General features: G+C 61.6%; 18 protein-coding genes. 10 read left to right on the top strand and 8 right to left on the bottom strand.

Going from position 1 to position 18509, the window contains the following annotated elements; genetic code table 11:
• Nucleotides 1–124: 124 nt before the first annotated feature.
• A complete protein-coding gene (gene pyk, locus WA145_RS08985) occupies nucleotides 125–1576 on the bottom strand; it encodes a pyruvate kinase (RefSeq protein WP_422581249.1) in 1452 nt (483 codons plus the stop codon).
• Nucleotides 1577–1664: 88 nt separating this feature from the next.
• On the bottom strand, nucleotides 1665–2462 hold the full coding sequence (locus WA145_RS08980; protein WP_422581248.1) for a tetratricopeptide repeat protein: 798 nt from the start codon (nucleotides 2460–2462) through the stop codon (nucleotides 1665–1667).
• Nucleotides 2463–2610: 148 nt separating this feature from the next.
• Here WA145_RS08980 and WA145_RS08975 point away from each other — a divergent pair, with 148 nt between their 5' ends.
• From WA145_RS08975 to WA145_RS08965, 3 genes are all read left to right on the top strand, one after another.
• Complete coding sequence (locus tag WA145_RS08975; protein WP_422581247.1) at nucleotides 2611–2985, top strand: tetratricopeptide repeat protein; 375 nt, start codon at nucleotides 2611–2613, stop codon at nucleotides 2983–2985.
• Between the two features lie 68 nt (nucleotides 2986–3053).
• A complete protein-coding gene (locus WA145_RS08970) occupies nucleotides 3054–3476 on the top strand; it encodes a DUF4124 domain-containing protein (RefSeq protein WP_422581246.1) in 423 nt (140 codons plus the stop codon).
• 60 nt (nucleotides 3477–3536) lie between these two features.
• Complete coding sequence (locus tag WA145_RS08965; RefSeq protein ID WP_422581245.1) at nucleotides 3537–3899, top strand: PilZ domain-containing protein; 363 nt, start codon at nucleotides 3537–3539, stop codon at nucleotides 3897–3899.
• Nucleotides 3900–4134: 235 nt separating this feature from the next.
• Here WA145_RS08965 and WA145_RS08960 read toward each other — a convergent pair whose 3' ends face one another.
• Entirely contained in the window at nucleotides 4135–4416 is a 282-nt protein-coding gene (locus tag WA145_RS08960) for a pyrimidine/purine nucleoside phosphorylase (RefSeq protein WP_422581244.1), read from the bottom strand.
• A gap of 94 nt (nucleotides 4417–4510) precedes the next feature.
• A complete protein-coding gene (locus WA145_RS08955) occupies nucleotides 4511–5062 on the bottom strand; it encodes an exonuclease domain-containing protein (RefSeq protein WP_422581243.1) in 552 nt (183 codons plus the stop codon).
• 208 nt (nucleotides 5063–5270) lie between these two features.
• Between WA145_RS08955 and WA145_RS08950 the strand changes: the two genes are divergently transcribed.
• From WA145_RS08950 to WA145_RS08930, 5 genes are all read left to right on the top strand, one after another.
• Nucleotides 5271–6146 (top strand): NAD(P)-dependent oxidoreductase, encoded by an 876-nt coding sequence (locus tag WA145_RS08950; RefSeq protein WP_422581242.1) that lies wholly within the window; start codon nucleotides 5271–5273, stop codon nucleotides 6144–6146.
• A gap of 97 nt (nucleotides 6147–6243) precedes the next feature.
• Complete coding sequence (locus WA145_RS08945) at nucleotides 6244–8460, top strand: putative bifunctional diguanylate cyclase/phosphodiesterase (protein WP_422581241.1); 2217 nt, start codon at nucleotides 6244–6246, stop codon at nucleotides 8458–8460.
• Nucleotides 8460–10355: a sensor histidine kinase gene (locus WA145_RS08940; protein ID WP_422581240.1), complete on the top strand. Its 1896-nt coding sequence runs from the start codon at nucleotides 8460–8462 to the stop codon at nucleotides 10353–10355. The genes WA145_RS08945 and WA145_RS08940 overlap by 1 nt, the downstream gene beginning before the upstream one ends.
• 89 nt (nucleotides 10356–10444) lie before the next feature.
• Nucleotides 10445–10705, top strand: a complete 261-nt coding sequence (locus WA145_RS08935) for a YkgJ family cysteine cluster protein (RefSeq protein WP_422581239.1) — start codon at nucleotides 10445–10447, stop codon at nucleotides 10703–10705.
• Between the two features lie 36 nt (nucleotides 10706–10741).
• Nucleotides 10742–11344, top strand: a complete 603-nt coding sequence (locus tag WA145_RS08930; RefSeq protein WP_422581238.1) for an START domain-containing protein — start codon at nucleotides 10742–10744, stop codon at nucleotides 11342–11344.
• A 135-nt stretch (nucleotides 11345–11479) separates the two neighbouring features.
• Here the strand turns inward: WA145_RS08930 and WA145_RS08925 are convergent, their stop codons facing one another.
• From WA145_RS08925 to WA145_RS08915, 3 genes are all read right to left on the bottom strand, one after another.
• Entirely contained in the window at nucleotides 11480–12814 is a 1335-nt protein-coding gene (locus WA145_RS08925; RefSeq protein ID WP_422581237.1) for an SPFH domain-containing protein, read from the bottom strand.
• Between the two features lie 99 nt (nucleotides 12815–12913).
• Entirely contained in the window at nucleotides 12914–13642 is a 729-nt protein-coding gene (gene lpxH / locus WA145_RS08920) for a UDP-2,3-diacylglucosamine diphosphatase (protein ID WP_422581236.1), read from the bottom strand.
• Nucleotides 13639–14133: a peptidylprolyl isomerase gene (locus tag WA145_RS08915; RefSeq protein ID WP_422581235.1), complete on the bottom strand. Its 495-nt coding sequence runs from the start codon at nucleotides 14131–14133 to the stop codon at nucleotides 13639–13641. Before WA145_RS08915 ends, lpxH begins: the two co-directional genes overlap by 4 nt.
• A 217-nt stretch (nucleotides 14134–14350) precedes the next feature.
• On the opposite strand from WA145_RS08915, the gene WA145_RS08910 reads away from it, so the two are divergent.
• Together WA145_RS08910 and cysS are read left to right on the top strand one after the other, a co-directional pair.
• Nucleotides 14351–16015: a glutamine--tRNA ligase/YqeY domain fusion protein gene (locus tag WA145_RS08910; RefSeq protein WP_422581234.1), complete on the top strand. Its 1665-nt coding sequence runs from the start codon at nucleotides 14351–14353 to the stop codon at nucleotides 16013–16015.
• A 62-nt stretch (nucleotides 16016–16077) separates the two neighbouring features.
• Complete coding sequence (gene cysS / locus WA145_RS08905) at nucleotides 16078–17460, top strand: cysteine--tRNA ligase (protein WP_422581233.1); 1383 nt, start codon at nucleotides 16078–16080, stop codon at nucleotides 17458–17460.
• A gap of 60 nt (nucleotides 17461–17520) precedes the next feature.
• Here the strand turns inward: cysS and WA145_RS08900 are convergent, their stop codons facing one another.
• Nucleotides 17521–18351: a polysaccharide deacetylase family protein gene (locus WA145_RS08900; RefSeq protein ID WP_422581308.1), complete on the bottom strand. Its 831-nt coding sequence runs from the start codon at nucleotides 18349–18351 to the stop codon at nucleotides 17521–17523.
• Nucleotides 18352–18509: the final 158 nt, after the last annotated feature.

Genomic DNA, 18509 nt, shown 5'->3' with positions numbered 1-18509 from the left:
TTACGGCACAGCAGATTTTGTGCAGGCCGTTGCCCTGACGTTAGGCGCCTAACCCATCCTACGGGGCTTGGCGCAATCCAGGCGGCGCGATTGAATGTCCGTTGTGAATAAATTGCAGTGCGGATTACACCAAGGCTTCGCCTACATGCAGCAGCTTCATGGTGTTGGTGCCGCCGATCGTGTGGTAACTGTCGCCCTTGGTCAGAATCACCCAGTCACCGGCCTGCACCACGCCGCGCTTGAGCAGTTCATCCACCGCCGCCTGGCTGACTTCGCTCGGCTGCAGCGCCGCCGGGTCGAAGGGTACCGGGTAGACGCCACGGAACATGGCCGCGCGGGCCTGGGTCTCGCGGTGCGGTGAGAAGGCGAAGATTGGCACCGAGGAACGGATGCGCGACATGATCAGCGGCGTGTAGCCACTTTCGGTCAGGGCGATGATTGCTTTGACGCCGGGGAAGTGGTTGGCCGTGTACATGGCTGCCAGGGCGATGCTTTCGTCGCAGCGCTCGAACTCGGTGCCCATACGGTGGCTGGAGGTCTTGCTGGTCGGGTGCTTTTCCGCGCCCAGGCAGATGCGCGCCATGGCCTGCACCGCCTCCAGCGGATAGGCGCCGGCGGCGCTTTCCGCCGAGAGCATCACCGCGTCGGTGTAGTCGAGCACGGCGTTGGCCACGTCGGAGACTTCCGCGCGGGTCGGCATCGGGTTGTGGATCATCGACTCCATCATCTGCGTGGCGGTGATCACCGCCTTATTGTGGCGGCGCGCATGCAGAATGATTTTCTTCTGGATGCCGCACAGCTCGGCGTCGCCGATTTCCACACCGAGGTCGCCACGGGCAACCATGACCGCGTCACTGGCGCGGATCAGGCCGTCGAGGGTTTCGTCATCGGCCACGGCTTCGGCGCGCTCAATCTTGGCCACCAGCCAGGCGGTACCGCCGGCTTCGTCGCGCAGCTGGCGGGCGTAGTGCATGTCGTCGGCATCGCGCGGGAAGGACACGGCCAGGTAATCCAGCGCCATCTCGGCGGCGAGCTTGATGTCGGCCTTGTCCTTCTCGGTCAGGGCTGGTGCCGTCAGGCCGCCGCCGCGGCGGTTGATACCTTTGTGGTCGGACAGCGGGCCACCGATGAGCACTTCGCAGTGCAGGGCATCGCTGGTGGCGCTAACCACGCGCATCACCACGCGGCCGTCATCGAGCAGCAGTTCGTCACCGACGCCGCAGTCCTTGACCAGGTCCGGGTAGTCGATACCGACGATATCCTGGGTGCCGGCAGTCAGCGGGTGGCTGGTGGAGAAGGTAAAGCGGTCGCCGAGTTTGAGTTCGATGCGCTTGTTGGCGAATTTGGCGATGCGGATTTTCGGGCCTTGCAGGTCGCCGAGCAGGGCGACATGCCGGCCATGCTTGGCGGCCAGTTCGCGCACCAGCTTGGCGCGGGCCTTGTGCTCGTCGGGCGAGCCGTGGGAGAAGTTCAGGCGGGCGACATCCAGGCCGGCGATGATCAGTTGTTCAAGTACTTCGGGGCTGTTGCTGGATGGGCCAAGGGTGGCGACGATTTTGCTGCGGCGAATGGTCATGCACGGACTCCTGAGTTGCGAATGAGCACGAGGCTACTATGGCGCACCCCTGTAGTCATTGTTCCTCTGCACTACCTGGCCCGGCCTGCTAGCGATTAAGCGCCTGGTCCAGATGGCGGGCGGCCTTGTGGTTCAGCGCGCTGCTGGGATATTGCACCAGCAGGCGGCGCAGGTAGGTGATGGCCTTGTCGCGGCTGACCTGGGGGTTGTCCGGGGCCAGGTGCATAAGGCCGAGCTGGTACAGGGCCTTTTCCTTGATATCGGCGGGGATGCCGGGGTCGCTCAGGGCCAGCAGGTACAGTTCTTCGGCTTCGCCGACGCGGTTTTTCAGTACGGCGCGCCGCGACAGCAGGGTCATGTCCGGGTCGAGGCTGGGCTTATACAGATCAAGCTGCTGATTGGGCTTCCAGTGCGTGAGCAGCTCGCGTGAGGTCTTGTGCACCGGCTCGTCTGCGCGCTCGCGGATCATCAGGATGCGCGCCTCGGCCCGTTCGGCGGCGCGGCTGGCGGGGAACTGGTTGAGCACCTGATAGAAATAGTTGAGCGCCTTGTTGTCGTCGCGCTGCTCGTTGAAGCGGTTCATATAGAGCAGGCCGATCTGGTACAGCGAGATGGCGCGCACCTCGTCGCTAAGCTTCTCGTCACGGTAACCGCTCAGGTACAGCTGCTCGGCCTGTTCGCTCTTGGCATCGCGGATGGCCTGGGCGCTGTAGGTCAGCAGGTCGCCTTCATCCTCAATGGCGGCGAGCATGCGGTTATTCTTCAGGGTTTTGTATTCGACCACTTCGTTGGTGGTGATCTGCGCAATAAACAGCGGCGTGGTGGGCGAGCAAGCGCTCAACAGCGTGCTACACAGCAGCACGAGCAGGCGAGATGGCGACGACATGACAGCTCCTGGGCACAATGGCCGTTGCGCGCCAGTCTAGTCAGGCATGCGGACGCTGGCCAAGTGGCGAGCGGCATTACCCATCAGAGGATATGGTGCTGCAGAATTTTCCCGGGCAGTCGATACACTGCTCATTGAGGAGAGGCTTATGCGAATTCTTGTGTTGGTACTGCTGGTGCTGAGCGTGATGGGGTGTAGCCGGCATAGTCTGGACAGGCATTTGAACAATGCCTATGAGGCCTATGAGCGTGGCGAATGCGAGGAAGTGATCCTGTCTCTGTCCAAGGCAGAGCGCCGCAGTCGCTCGCGCAGCTATATACAGCCGGAAATCTCTCTGCTGCGCGGCCAGTGTCTGGAGCGTCAGGCGCTGTTCGTCGATGCCATGCAGACCTATCAGTTTATTGCGACGCATTACCCAACCAGCGAGTACGCCTACCGTGCCCGCGCGCGCATGGATACCTTACGTCAGTTGGGGCATGAGAGTGTCGATGCGCCAGTCAAGGTCACCCCGGTCAAACCCTGACCGCTGGTCGTTACAGGCCATAGAAGGCTATTCTCGGCGGTAAGCTGAGCATTTACGGGAGGGAATCCATGCGCATCTTGTTGTGCCTGTTGTTACTGCCAGGGTTGGCAGCTGCGGAAATCTATCGCTGGACCGATGCCAATGGCCAGGTGCATTTCGGCCAACGTCCAGCGGCGGCTGGGGCCGAGAAGGTTGAGGTCAAGCCGCAGGTGGTTGAGCGTGACCAGCTGACCCGCGAGCGCGAAGAACGGACCACTCGTTTTTACGATGCGCGTCGTGAAGAGCAGGCGCAGGCCTCGGCGGTGGCTGCGCAACACCAGGCCAAACGCGCCGAGGAGTGCCGTGAGCTGCGCCGGCAGTTGGCCTCTATTCCCGAAGGACGCAGCTATTACCGTACCGAAGCGGATGGCCAGCGCAGCTTCTATACTGATGAGCAGGTCGATACCGCTCGTCAGCAACTGCAAAGCCGAGTGTCTGAACGCTGTTCCTGAAACTGGTTTAAGCGCAGTAGTGGGGCCATACTCAATGGCCATCTATAGCGATTTGCCACTATGCAAAAGCATGTTCAGCGCAGCATCGAGCGCCATCAGTTGCCCTACTACCTGAAGGTGTTCAACCGCATTACCGACAAGCCCATGGGCTATATCGGTAACGTCTCCCTGGACGGGCTGATGCTGATCAGCCAGCTGCCTCTGCTGGTGGGTGCGCGCTTTGATATGCGCCTGAAGATTCCAGGGCGCGATGCGCCGCACTGCATCGATTTCTCGGCTACCTGCCAATGGTCTCGCGAGGATGTCACCCCCGGCTGTTATGACTCTGGCTTCGCTTTGGTTGCGCCGCCGGGCGATTATGTCGAAATGGTCGATGCGCTACGCCATTACTTTAGTTTCCGGCCTATGGCCGCGTCGGCCTGACGGCATTTTTAAGCGATTTCCAGGCATTAAACCCTTTGGCAGGGCTCACAACCGCACTGCGGCATTGCCTCGTTTGGTGCCCGCCGCATGATTGAACGGGGCGCTCTGAGCGCGAGGCTGGTTGCGCTTTAGGCAAAAAACTACGCCCCGACTCAATCGCGGCGTAGGGAGCGGTCCGCCTCGGTTAAGCGGGTTTCACAATCAGAATAAAGCCGGCTCTCGGGCGCGCCAAGGTCTAGCGATATTCACACAGGTAGGCGGTATCAGCTGCTACCTTAAGCTGGAACTTGCTGTCGGCCGGCACGGTGAACTGGCTGCCGCTGCTGAAGGTTTGCCAGTTTTCGCTGCCTGGCAGTTTCACGGTCAGGGCGCCGGCGACCACGTGCATGATTTCCAGCTGGTTGGTGCCGAATTCGTACTCGCCTGCAGCCATTACGCCAATGGTGGCCGGGCCTTCAGCCATGCCGAAGGCGATGGATTTGACGGTGCCGTCGAAGTATTCATTGACCTTGAACATCTGCAGTTCCTCGAAAGGGGATTAAAAAGGCTGGTTGCCAGTAGCGGCAGGCCATAAAAAAGGCATGCCAGTATGCCCAAGCGGTTTTTCTGCGTCATCTGCTTTGCACCGGCAACACCAGCGGCAGCAGCCGGGCGGTATTACGCGCATCGGTCAGGGCGCGGTGCTGCTGGCCCTGGAACTGCAGGCCAGCCAGATTCAGCGCCATCTTCAGGCCAATCGGGCTGGGCAGTTGGCGGGCTTCGGCGAAGCGTTTTTTCAGGTTGAGATGGGCGATCTGGCTCAGTTGGCTCTGCAGTTCGTGGGCGCGCCATTCCTGTTCGAGCTGACGGCGATCGTAGTCGCCCCAGCTGGCCCAGCCCGCCAGTTGCCCTTGATGGGCCAGCAGCCAGCGTTCGAATTGCGCCCACACTGCACTCAGCGGCGCGGCGGCATCGACATCGGCCTGGCTGATCTGGGTGAGCTGACGGCAGAAGTGGGTCAGGTGCGGGCGCCGGGTGGGTCGCACGAAACGCTGGAAATACGCGATTTCATGGCCGCCAGGGTTGACCAGACTGGCGCCAATTTCGATGATTTCCATCTCTGTGACCGGCCAGCCGCCTTCTTCGGTGGTGGCTTCCAGGTCGATTACCAGCCAATACTGCATAAGCCCTCCTTAGCGTGCGGCGAGTATGGAAGCAGTTTCGGCGTTGGGTAAAGCCTATTGGTCGGGTGCATCTATACAGTTTTGCCCTATGGCTGTACTGGCGCTGATCCCATGTGGCGGGCATGCTTGCAGGCGGGTTCGTATCCGCCATACCGCGCGGATATGCGGTTAACTAGAAGTGCGCTGCGGATGGCGCCCGACAGTAGAGGTGGATATGGCAAAGCTGGCGTTTATCGGGCTGGGCGTAATGGGTTATCCGATGGCCGGGCACCTGGCGCGCGCTGGGCATCAGGTGTGTGTGTACAACCGCAGCGCCGCCAAGGCCGCGCAGTGGGCCGCCGAATACCCTGGCAGCCTCGCGCCAACCCCGCGTGAAGCGGCCGCGGGTGCCGAATTTGTGATGGTCTGCGTGGGCAATGATGATGACCTGCGCAGCGTGGTGCTGGGCGAGCAGGGCGCTTTCGCCGGTATGCAGCCTGGTGCGGTGCTGGTCGATCACACCACAGCCTCGGCGCAGGTCGCCCGTGAATTGGCCGAATTGGCAGCCGCGCGCCAGCTGGGCTTTCTCGATGCGCCGGTGTCTGGTGGTCAGGCGGGGGCGCAGAGCGGTGCGCTGACCATTATGGTCGGCGGTACGGCTGCGACCTACGCCAGGGCTGAGCCGATCATTCAGGCCTATGCACGCATGGCCCGGCTGATGGGCGAGGCCGGCAGCGGCCAGCTGACCAAGATGGTCAACCAGATCTGCATCGCCGGGCTGGTTCAGGGCTTGTCTGAGGCCCTGCATTTCGCCGAGTGCGCGGGCCTGGACGCGCATGGCGCGATGGAGGTGATCAGCAAGGGCGCAGCGCAGTCCTGGCAGCTGGAAAATCGGCATAAAACCATGCTGGCCGGCGAGTTCGAGCACGGCTTTGCCGTGGACTGGATGCGCAAGGATCTGTCGATCCTGCTGGCCGAAGCCCGCAGCAATGGCGCGCAGCTGCCGGTCACCGCGCTGGTCGATCAGTTCTATGCTGATGTCCAGGGCATGGGCGGCGGCCGTTGGGACACTTCCAGCCTGTTTGCCCGTCTGCACAAGCGCTAAAGCGCCTGAGATTGCCTGGCGGCCGAGAACGGCCGTCTATACTGTGCGCAAAGCCAGGCCGGATTCGGCGCTGTTTTCACTATCCCAGGCACTGTTCATGGATGATCAATTTGCATTTAGCGACGACAACCTCCCAGGCGCTCCCCGTCAGCCCGTGTGGCGCGTGTTGGCCGTTGATGATGACGCCGACTTTCAGCGCGCCACCGCCTTCGCCCTCAGCGAACTGGAGCTACTGGGCGGGCGTATCGAGCTGATCCAGGCCTTTAGCTGCCGTGAAGCCTCGATGCTGTTGGCCAAGCACCATGATATCGCCCTGGTATTGCTCGATGTGGTGATGGAAACCGAAGATGCCGGCCTGCGCCTGATCAAGGCGTTGCGCGAGGTGATCGGCAACCGCGAAACCCGTGTGGTGATGCTCACCGGCGAGCCTGGCCTGGCCCCGGCCCATGAGGTGATGCGTGATTACGACATCAATGATTACTGGACCAAGAGCGAGCTCGGTGCCGAACGTTTGCTCACCGTACTCACCGCTGCGGTACGCGGTTATGCCCAGCTCAGGGCGGTAGCCAACGCCCGGCGTGGCTTGCAAATGATCGTCGAGTCGAGCAATGCGTTGTTCTGCTCGAAAAATACCCGCGAGCTGTCAGCCAAGATTCTCTCGGAAATCACCGCGCTGCTTGGGCTGCAGACCGAGGGCATTATCTGTGTGCGCGCCGACGAGGGCGACAGCACAGCGGTGCCGAATGCGCGGATTGTCAGCGCCAGTGGGCGCTTCTTCGCCAGCATCGACGCTCATCTGGACGTGTTGCAGTCGCCGGTTGCCGCGGCTGTGCGGCAATGCCTGCAAGCGCAGCAGACCCTGCGCCTGAGCGATTGCACGGTATTGTTCTTTCCGCGCTTTCAGGCCGGTGCCGACTACGTCTGTTATATCGACAGTACGCGGACGCTGGATGACACCGAGCTGGAGCTGCTCAAGGTGTTCAGCGCCAGCATCAGCCGTGGCCTGTACAACGTTGCACTGTTCAGTCGCCTGGAGGAAATGGCCTATCAGGATGACCTGCTGAAGATCCCCAACCGCAATGCGCTGATCCGCATGCTGGACATGACGCTGAAGTCCGAGGCCAAGGATCAGCGGGTGCTGGTGTTGATCGATATCGACAATTTCTCCGGAGCCAACACCGCCTTTGGCACTGGATATGGCGACTTTATCCTCGGCCTGGTGGCGAAGAAGCTGCGCGACGCCTTCACCCATGAGGTGCTGATTGCGCGGGTGCGCGATGACCTGTTTGCCATCCTCGGCCCGCCAACGCAGGTCAATGCCGCTGACGTGGTGGCACTGTTTCGTCGGCATAAGCGGCCCTATGAACTGGGTCAGGTGCACAGCCTGAGCAGCGTGACCATGCACCTGGCCGACTTTACCGGCAGCGCCAGCGTGGCTCTGCAGGATGCGCTGCTGACCCTGAAACAGGCCAAGCGTCTGGGCCATGACCAGCACGGCGTCTATGATCCGCGCCTGCAAGGTGCGCATGCCGAGTCCTACCGCATGCTGCTGGCCCTACGTGATGCGGTGGAGGCCGGGCAGATCAGCGTCGAGTTGCAGCCACAGATCGACCTGCAAACCCGTCGCGTCACCGGTGTGGAAGCCCTGGCGCGCTGGCGCAAGGCCGACGGCAAGATGGTTCCGCCCTTGAGTTTTATCCCCCTGGCCGAGGCCACCGGTTACATCCTGCCGTTGGGCGATCTACTGATGCGTTTGGCCCTGCAAGCCGCGAAGCAGCTGGCCGATGCCGGTTACCCGCAAATCCGCGTCGCGGTCAACGTTTCCGCGCCGCAGCTGCTGCAACATGACTTTATCGAACGGTTTAATTCGCATTTGCAGGCCGCTGGGGTCGCGCCTGAGCAGATCGAGGTGGAAATTACCGAATCGGTGGCCATGCGCACCTTCGATACCGTCTGTGAAAAGCTCCGCGCGCTGCGCGCCATGGGCGTGGAGGTGGCCATCGATGACTTTGGCACCGGCTTCTCATCGCTCAGCTACCTGCGTTTGTTGCCGGCGGATCGGCTGAAAATCGACCGCAGTTTTATTCTGGAAATTGGCGAGGTCAGCGACCAGCAGATGATCGCCGAGGCGGTGATCCAGATTGCCGCACGGGTCGGTATGCAGGTAATTGCCGAAGGGGTCGAGACCCAGCAGCAGGCCGACTGGATTCTCCAACACGGCTGTCGGCAGGCGCAGGGCTATCTGTTTGCCAAGCCGATGGCCTGCGCCGATTTGCTCAACTGGCTAAGCGCCTGGCCGGAGCGCCCGACCTGATGCAGCAAGCCTGGCGCAGTCGACTGTTAGCGCAACCGGTCAGGCGCAACCTGTTGCTGTTATTTGTGCCGTGGACCCTACTGATTCTGCTGCTGATGGCGCTGCTCTATGAGCGCCTGCTGGATGCGCGGCTGGAGCCGCTACTGCGCGATCAGCAGATCAGCCTGAATGAGGGCGGCGGCGTGCTCAATCGGCACCTGGCGACCTTGCGCGGCAATCTGCAATTTCTCACGCAACAGCCGCTGTTGGCCGAGGTGCTGCGCGACCCCAGTGCGGACAACCGGCGTGCCCTGAGTCAGCTGTTTATCGAGTTCGCCCGCAGCAGCGCGGTCTATGACCAGATTCGTTGGCTGGACGAGCGAGGCGCGGAGCAGGTGCGGGTCGATTGGCTCGATGGTCAGCCGCAGGTTCGCGAGCAAGCACACTTGCACAACCAGGCGCAGCATTACTACTTCGTGGAAACCATGAACCTGCCGCAAGGCGCATTCTACCTCTCGCGTTTTGATTTGAATGCCGACTCCGGCGCCGTCGAGCGACCGCTCAAGCCCACGCTGCGTGGTGCCGAGCCGATCTTCGATGGCGAGGGCAAACGGCGCGGCATTCTGATCCTCAATTATCTGGGGCAAGTGCTGCTGCAGCGTCTGGCCGAGGTGTCCAAGCTCTATGGCAACAACCTGACTCTGGTCGACCATGAAGGTTACTGGATGCTTGCCGCCGATGCGCAGGATGCCTGGGGCTTTGCCTTGGGCAAACCTGAGGCAACGCTGGCCAGCCGCTTTCCCGATAGCTGGCGGCGTATGCAGGCCGCACGCAATGGCGTGTTTAGTGATAGTGCCGGCTACTGGGCGTTCAATCAGTTCGACCCTTATCAGCGTGGTAATAAAACGGTAGAAACGGGTGAGCGCTGGCTGCTGGTTTCCCATCTACCCGGTCAGCAGGTGCAGGCGCTTAGGATGGCCGTGCTCTGGCAGGTGCTGTTGTTCGTGTGCGTGATGCTCTGCCTCGGTCTGTTGGTGGTCTTGCGTCTGGGTTTAGCGGAGTTTGAGCGTAATCAGGTGCGTGAGGCGCTGGAAGTCAGCAGTCAGGCGTTGCAGCAGCGCAATACTGAGCTGCGTGACACGGTTGAGCAGCTGCAGCGCACGCGCGGCGCCCTGATCCAGGCGGAAAAGCTCTCTTCGCTGGGCACCCTGGTGGCCGGCGTGGCGCATGAGCTCAACACCCCGATCGGCGCGGCCAGCATGGCTGCGTCAACCCTGGATAAAGGCAACCAGAGCCTGCAGAAGAGCCTCACTGAAGGGCTGCAGCGTTCGGCGCTGGAGCGCTATGTGCAACGCAATGATGAGGGTCTGGCGATCATCCTCAATAGCCTGACGCGTATGGCGCAACTGACTCGGGCCTTCAAACAACTGGCCAGCGACCGGGCGAGTACTGAGCGGCGCCGCTTTGATCTGGTCGAGTTGGTGGGCGAGGTCATGCTGCTGTTTACCCCCAAGCTCAAACAGTCCAACCATCGTGTGCAGCTGGAGTTGCCGCAGAGCCTGATGCTCGACAGCTATCCGGGGCCTTTGGGGCAGATTCTGCAAAACCTTATCGACAATGCGCTGATCCACGCTTTCGACTCGGGCATGAACGGCGTGGTGACGGTGCGGGTTGACCATGACAAGGTGCGCTGCGAGTGCGTGATTGAAGTCTGCGATAACGGCGATGGCATGAGCGAAGAGGTGCTGGGCAAGATCTTTGATCCGTTCTTTACCACCCGCCGCGGGCGTGGCGGCACCGGGCTTGGTTTGCACATCACCCACCAGCTGGCGGTGGGTATTCTTGGCGCAGAACTGCAGGTACGTAGCGCGCCGGGGCAGGGCACGCAGTTTCGCCTGCGCCTACCGCTCGCCTGAATCTGCACGTGACCGGCTGCCAAGCCGCCTACGCCCACGTAGAATCGTCGGCCTGTGCCCCGTGCTGTTGTGTTTGAGGTTTTCCTGTCATGAATTGCCGTGCCGGCTGCGGCGCCTGCTGCATTGCCCCCTCGATCAGCTCCCCCATCCCCGGTATGCCCGCTGGCAAACCGGCGGGTGTGCGCTGCGTGCAGCTGGATGCCAATAACTTCTGCCTGATCTTCGGCCAACCCGAACGGCCTGCGGTGTGTTCGGCGTTTCATGCCGCCGAGTATGTGTGCGGCAGTACTACGGCAGAGGCCCTACAGTTGATCGGCTGGCTGGAGCAGAGCACGGCAGTTGCCGTCTGATACTGTGGCGCTAGGTTGTCGGCTGGCGGAGGCATGATGGTGCGCTTTACAGGGCTGTTCTTGGGGCTTGCCGCGTTGCTGGCGATGAGCGGGGCGCAGGCGGCGCCATGGCGTCTGGTCAAGGATGAGGCGGGCATTCAGGTCTATCTGCAGCAGGTTCCCGGCTCAAGCTTTCAGGCGTTTCGCGGGGTCACCCGTATACGGACGGATATGCCGCGCCTATTGGCCTTACAGGATGATGTCAGTGCGGCGTGCGCCTGGATTCATGCCTGCAGCGAGCAGCGGCTGCTCAAACATGAGGCTGATTTAAGCTGGGCTTACAGCCGCTTCCATACACCCTGGCCGGTGCAGCCGCGTGACTCGATTCTGCAGGTGACTACCACGCGGGATGCCGATGGCCGGGTGACTCGCACCCTGCGTGGGGTGGCCGATTATTTGCCGCTGCAGCCAGGCTTTGTGCGGGTGAGCAAGGTCGAGGGTTTCTGGAGCCTGATACCGCGTGGGGGGGAAATCGAAGTGATCTATCAGGTGCATTCCGAGCCGGGCGGCAGCGTGCCGGCCTGGTTGGCCAATAGTTTTGTCGTGGATGCGCCGTTCAACACCTTGCAGGGGCTGCGTCAGCTGGCTGAACAGCCGTAGAGCGAGCTATCCAGATGACAAATGGCTGAGGCCGGCTACTCGGCCGCTGCGTGCCGTCTGGTAAGCGCCAGGGCCAGGGGCCTAACGGGTCGGCATTAGCCAGCCGGCGCTGCTTAACTGTGGCGGGAGCGGGGCTTACTGCTGTACTTTCAGGTCCAGCGACAGGTCACGCGCCGCTTTGGTGGCCAGTACGCCCATCAGTTGGCTGATTTCATCCTGGCGGCTGCTGGCACCGTCGCTAGCGCCCCCCATCATCACGCTCGGCACCGGCGCCTGGGCAGCCGCTTGCGCCCAGACCTTGTTGATCGCGATCAGTGCATCGAGCTTGGGTTGCAGCGCGCCGTCGGCCTTGATCACTGCTTCACGGGCATAAGCCTCGGCATCGGCGGTGATCTTCGTCGCGTCGGCGGTGATCGCCGCTTTGTCGCGCAGCAGCTCGGCGGTCTGCTTCTCGATCTCGGCGCGGCCTTTTTCCCGTTCGGCGTTGATACGTGCCAGTTGCTTTTCGGTTTCCGCCTGGGTGGTGCGTTCGATCTGGTCGCGCAGGGTTTCCTGGCGGCGCGCTTCGACTTCCTTTTCACCACGGGCGGTCACCAGCAGCTTCTCTTCTTCTTCCTTGAGGCGGTTCTGCCGCGCTACGGCCAGCTCAGCCAGGGCCTGCTGCACCTTGACCATGCGCTGCTTGTATTGCGGGTTGGGGTCGACGTTGGTGATGCGCGCCTCGACCACTTCCACGCCGTATTTGCGGAACTGCTGTTGCTTGCGTACCGGAATGCCCTTGCTGTCCATGACCTTCTCGGTGACGAATTGGCTGACATTGTTGTCGCCGAATGCGCCTTGCTCGGTACCTGCTTGCAGAATCGCGGTCTGGCTCGGCTGATGGCCACGCGGGCCGCGAATTTCTTTGCGCTTGATCAGGTACAGGCCGTCATTCAATTGATTTTCGAACTCGGCGGCAAATTCGCTGCGCGCGCCGGCATAAAAATCATCGGCGCTCATCAGCGAAGCGGTGGCCTGCAGGGTTTCTTTGATAGCCGGCACCAGCGCGGTTTTGATGAAATTCTCCGGGTTGCGGTATTCCTGGGCGATTTTCAGGAATTGCTCGCCCGCGGGCAGGCGAAAGCGTGCCGAGGACTCGACCTTGGCGTCGACGTTGCCGAGAAACACAATGGGGAAGGCTTCGATGGTCGCGCCGAGTGAGTCGTTATCGCTGCTGTCGTCGATGGCCAGGGCTTCGGTGAGTACCGATTGCACGCTCAGGGCCTTCTTCCAGGCGGTGGCGCGGCCGAACCATTTGGTGGCGTAGCCAACGTCATCGATCACTTTCTCTTCACCGAAGATGGTCCGCACGTGGGTGGCAAAACCGGCTTCGTTATAGAAGAACACGCTGTTGAAGGTGACAAAACTCAGCGCAATTAGGGCGGCGGGGGCGATGGCGTATTTGAACAGGTATTCCTTGCTGAGCAGCATGATCGATCCTTGATGGCGTTTTGAGGTCGCCGATGCTGCTGATCGGCGAGTCGTCCGTCAAGAGGCGGCGTTCAGCGCTTTGTGCGCGCCGTCAAGGTTTCACGCAGGTTCAAGAGCGAAGGCGCTTTGCTGCATGCCTTGGCGGTCTGCCTGCAGTGCCCAGCCTTGTTTATCCCAGTCGCCCAGCACGATGCGTTGCGCGGGTTGGCCGTTGACTTGCAGGTGATGGATGGCGGGGCGGTGGGTATGGCCGTGAATCAGGGTGCGTACGCCATGCTCGACCATGACTCGCGACACTTCGTCTGGGGTGACGTCGATAATCTCGCTGGCTTTCATCCGCGTTTGCGTGCGGCTTTCATTACGCAGTTTGCGCGCCAGTTTTTGCCGGGTGTTCAGCGGCAGGTTGCGCAGGATAAACAGCGCAATCGGGTTACGCAGCCAGCGGCGCAGCTTCATATAACCGATGTCCTGGGTGCACAGGCTGTCGCCGTGCATCAACAGCACGCGCTCACCGTTCAGTTCGATCACGCAGGGGTCGGGCAGCAAGGTGCAGCCGGCTTCGCGGCAGAAGGCCTTGCCGATTAAGAAGTCGCGATTGCCGTGCATCAGGTAGAGGCGCGTGCCGCGCTCGCTGAGTTGGCGCAGGGCCCCAGCAATCTCGCGTTGAAAGGGGCTGATGGCATCGTCGCCGATCCACACCTCGAAAAAATCGCCGAGGATATACAGCGCCTGGGCCTGGACCGCGCGGGTTTCGAGAAAATGCAGAAACGCCCGGCTGATGTCCGGGCGCTCCTGTTCAAGATGCAGATCGGAGATCAGCAGTATCACTCAACGATCTCGGCGCGCTCGATGATCACGTCATCAACCGGTACATCCTGGTGGCCGGATTTGCTGGTGGTGGCTACGCCCTTAATCTTCTCGACCACGTCCATGCCTTCAACCACTTCACCGAACACCGCGTAGCCCCAGCCTTGTACGGTCGGCGCGCTGTGGTTGAGGAAGCTGTTGTCGCCGACGTTGATAAAGAACGGCGCGGAGGCCGAATGCGGCTCCATGGTGCGGGCCATGGCCACGGTGCCGATCTTGTTGGCAACGCCGTTGTTGGCTTCGTTCTTGATCGGCGCGCGGGTGGCTTTCTGCTTCATGCCCGGCTCGAAACCGCCGCCCTGGATCATAAAGTTGCTGATCACGCGGTGGAACACCGTGTTGTTGTAATGACCTTCTTCGACGTACTGCTTGAAGTTGGCCACGGTTTCCGGGGCTTTGTCTTCGAACAGGTTAAGGGTGATAACGCCGTGGTTGGTGTGCAGCTTGATCATGGGGGAATCGCTCTGTCGATAAATCCGTGAGCCGCTGAATTTCCAGCAAAGGGCATTGCAGCGGTTCTTGGGCCTGTCAGGGGGTTGACAGCTTCGGCTATCATAAGCGCTTTGTTTTAGTCGGCCTACCCTGAGCGCCTGTTTCGACCCGTTGAGCTTCGGCCTGCCGGATCATCAACGGCCTGCTAAGCCGCGCCACGCAACCGTTAAGGACACCATGAGCAAGCCTACCGCCGAAAAAGCCGCCAACTTCTTGCGCCCCCTGGTCCAGGCCGATCTGGATGCTGGCAAGCACGCCAAGATCGTCACCCGTTTCCCGCCGGAGCCCAATGGCTACCTGCACATTGGTCACGCCAAGTCGATCTGCCTGAATTTCGGCCTGGCCGAGGAGTTCGGCGGCGAGTGCAATCTGCGTTTCGACGACACCAACCCGGCCAAGGAAGACCAGGAATACATCGACGCGATCAAGAGCGATGTCGAGTGGCTGGGCTTCAAATGGGCGGGCGAGGAGCGTTATGCCTCCAATTACTTCGACCAGCTGCATGCCTGGGCCATTGAACTGATCAAGGCTGGCAAGGCCTTTGTCTGCGACCTGAACGCCGAAGAAATGCGCGCCTACCGTGGCAACCTCACCGAGCCGGGCAAGAACAGCCCGTTCCGTGAGCGTTCGGTGGCAGAAAACCTCGACCTGTTCGCTCGCATGAAGGCCGGCGAGTTTGCCGATGGTGCCCGTTCGCTGCGCGCGAAGATCGACATGGCCTCGCCGAACATCAACCTGCGCGACCCGATCCTCTACCGCATTCGCCACGCCCATCACCACCAGACCGGCGACACGTGGTGCATCTACCCGAGCTATGACTTCACCCACGGTCAGTCGGACGCCATCGAAGGCATCACCCATTCGATCTGCACCCTGGAGTTTGAAGACCACCGCCCACTGTACGAGTGGTTCCTGGCGCAGTTGCCGGTGCCGGCGCAGCCGCGTCAGTACGAATTCGCCCGTTTGAACCTGAACTACACCATCACCAGCAAGCGCAAGCTCAAGCAGTTGGTTGACGAGAAGCACGTCAATGGCTGGGACGATCCACGCATGTCGACCCTGTCCGGCTTTCGTCGCCGTGGCTACACCCCGGCGTCGATCCGCAATTTCTGCGACATGATCGGCGTCAACCGCGCCGGCGGCGTGGTCGATGTGGGCATGCTGGAGTTCGCCATCCGTGACGACCTCGACGCTAACGCCGGCCGCGCCATGTGCGTACTGAAGCCGCTGAAAGTGGTTATTACCAATTATCCGCAAGGCCAGGTCGAGAACCTGGAGCTGCCGCGCCATCCCAAGCAGGATATGGGCGTACGCGTGCTGCCGTTCAGTCGCGAAATCTATATCGACGCGGGCGACTTTGAGGAAACCCCGCCGGACGGCTTCAAGCGTCTGATTCCCGGTGGCGAAGTGCGCCTGCGCGGTAGCTACGTGATTCGCGCGGATGAGGCGATCAAGGATGCCGCCGGTAATATCGTCGAATTGCACTGCAGCTACGACGAAAACACCCTGGGCAAGAACCCCGAAGGCCGTAAGGTCAAGGGCGTGATCCACTGGGTGCCGGCCGCCGAGAGCGTGGAGTGCGAAGTGCGCCTATACGACCGCCTGTTCCGCTCCGCCAACCCGGAGAAGGACGAGGAGGGCGGCAGCTTCCTCGACAATATCAATCCAGAATCATTGATTGTGCTTAAGGGCTGCCGCGCCGAGCCATCGCTGGCCGAAGCTGCACCGGAAGAACGCTTCCAGTTCGAGCGCGAAGGCTACTTCTGCGCCGATATCAAGGACAGCAAGCCGGGTGCGCCGGTGTTTAATCGTACTGTCACCCTGCGCGATTCCTGGGCTTGATCAAGCCGAACGCGTCATAGACCGGGCCAGCGCGCTGGCCCGTGGTTTTCCAAGGAACCCCGATGCTCTCGATCTACAACACGCTGACCAAAAGCAAAGACGTCTTCAAACCGCTGGTGGGCAACCAGGTGCGCATGTATGTGTGCGGCATGACGGTTTACGACTTCTGTCATATCGGTCATGCGCGGGTGATGGTGGCGTTCGATGTGGTGACCCGCTGGCTGCGCCATCGCGGCTATGAGGTGACCTACGTGCGCAATATCACCGACATCGACGACAAGATCATCAAACGCGCGGCCGAGAACGGCGAGCCCTTCGAGGCGCTGGTCGAGCGCATGATTGCGGCCATGCACGAAGACGAAGCGCGCCTCAATGTGCTGCGCCCGGATCAGGAGCCGCGTGCCACCGGGCATATTGCCGGCATGCACGCGATGATCCAGACCCTGATCGACAAGGGCTTTGCCTACGCGCCGGGTAATGGCGACGTGTATTACCGCGTCGGCAAGTTCGTCGGTTACGGCAAGCTGTCGCGCAAGAAGATCGAAGACCTGAAGATTGGCGCGCGCATCGAGGTTGATGAAGCCAAGCAGGACCCGCTGGACTTCGTCCTGTGGAAGGGCGTCAAGCCGGGCGAGCCGAGCTGGCAGTCGCCTTGGGGCGCAGGGCGGCCGGGCTGGCATATCGAGTGCTCGGTGATGTCCACCTGCTGCCTGGGCGAGACTTTCGACATTCACGGCGGCGGCCCGGACCTGGTGTTCCCGCACCACGAAAACGAAATCGCGCAGAGCGAAGCGGCCACCGGCAAGCTCTACGCCAATGCCTGGATGCACGCCGGCGCGGTGCGCGTGGATGGCGAGAAGATGTCCAAATCCCTGGGCAACTTCTTCACCATTCGCGAGGTGCTGGAGAAGTATCACCCGGAAGTGGTGCGCTACCTGCTCGTATCCAGCCACTACCGCAGCCCGATCAACTATTCCGAAGACAGCCTGCGTGAAGCCAAAGGCGCGCTGGAGCGTTTCTACAACGCACTTAAGGGCCTGCCCTCTGCTGCACCTGCGGGCGGTGACGCCTTTGTCGAGCGTTTTGCGGCAGCCATGGACGATGACTTCAACTCGCCAGAAGCCTGCGCCGTATTGTTCGAACTGGCCCGTGAGATCAACCGTCTGCGCGAAAGCGATCTGCAGGCCGCTGCTGGTCTGGCGGCGCGTTTAAAGGAGCTGGCCGGGGTGCTCGGTGTGTTGCAGCTGGAACCTGAGGCTTTCCTCCAGGCCGGTGCCGCCGGCAAGGTCGATGCTGCCGAAGTCGAAGCATTGATTGCTGCACGTCTGCAGGCCCGCGCCGAGAAGAACTGGGCTGAGTCCGATCGTATTCGCGATCAGCTCAGCGCCATGGGCGTGGTGTTGGAAGATAGCAAGGGCGCTACCACCTGGCGTCTGGCCGACTAGCGCCGTTGTTTGAATGGAAAAGGCCGCTTTCGAGCGGCCTTTTTTACTGCGCGCGGGTTGCTAGTTCCATATCCAGTTCCACAGCCCCGGCAGGCGGGCGTATTGCAGTGGGTCGCCGAGGGCGCGTCTGAGGGCGGCGCGTTGCAGGGCGTCGCGCTGGCCATAGAACGGCTGTTTATCGGTGGCCAGGCCCACATCTTCGGCCACATCCATCAGGATCTGCAGGTATTCCTGCATATGCCGCGCGGTGTAGGGGTTGAGGTCATGGAAGGTCACCACCACCGGGATCACCCCATCGACAGCCGGCAAGGCGCCGACGCTGATCTGCTGTGCGGCCCGCGCCAGCTGGTCACGCAAATTGCTGCGCCGGCGCAGGCTGCCGTTGATACCCCAGGTCTTGCCATCGTTGGCGCTCAGGTCGGTCAGCAGCAAGCGCAGGCCGTGCGCCTGGTAGGCGGCGAAGGTGCGTTCGTCGTAGTTCCAGAAGGGTGGGCGTACCAGGCGCGGCGCGGCGCCGCTGATGGCGGTCAGGTCGGCTACGCCATCTTTCAATGACTGTTCCAACGCCGCAGGGCTAAGGAAGCGGTGATTGGCATGGCCTGGGGTGGCCGTGTGAAAACCCAGTAGATGCCCCTCACGTTGCTGACGGCGCAGCAACGCCTGACCCTGCACGCTGCCACCGGCTCCGGCAGCGCGGGTCTGGACAAAGAACAGGGCCTTGATTCCGGGCTGGATCGGGTTGTCCGCCAGGCTGTCGAGGATCTGCTCGGTTGGATTATCGCGGGTGCTGGCACTGGGGCCGTCATCGAAACTCAGGAGAAAGCGTATCGGCTCAATTTCGGGGTTGGGTGGGGGCGGCGCAACGCTGCTGCAGGCGCTCAACAGCAGCATGCTGATTAAGGCGTAGGCCAACTGCGTGATTCGCGAAAAGGCGTTGGTTGGAGTTGCGGGGTAACGCATTAGGCTATGGCTCGCGAGGGAAAGGATTGGCAGGGCGCAGGCGCGGGTGGTCGAGGGTGCGCGGAGTCTATGCGGCGGTGCTCGCAGTG

This window comes from Pseudomonas sp. (assembly GCF_049301935.1).
Taxonomy (GTDB): domain Bacteria; phylum Pseudomonadota; class Gammaproteobacteria; order Pseudomonadales; family Pseudomonadaceae; genus Aquipseudomonas.
Note: the sequence above shows the minus strand (reverse complement) of the source record. Positions and strands in the feature narration are given on the sequence as shown.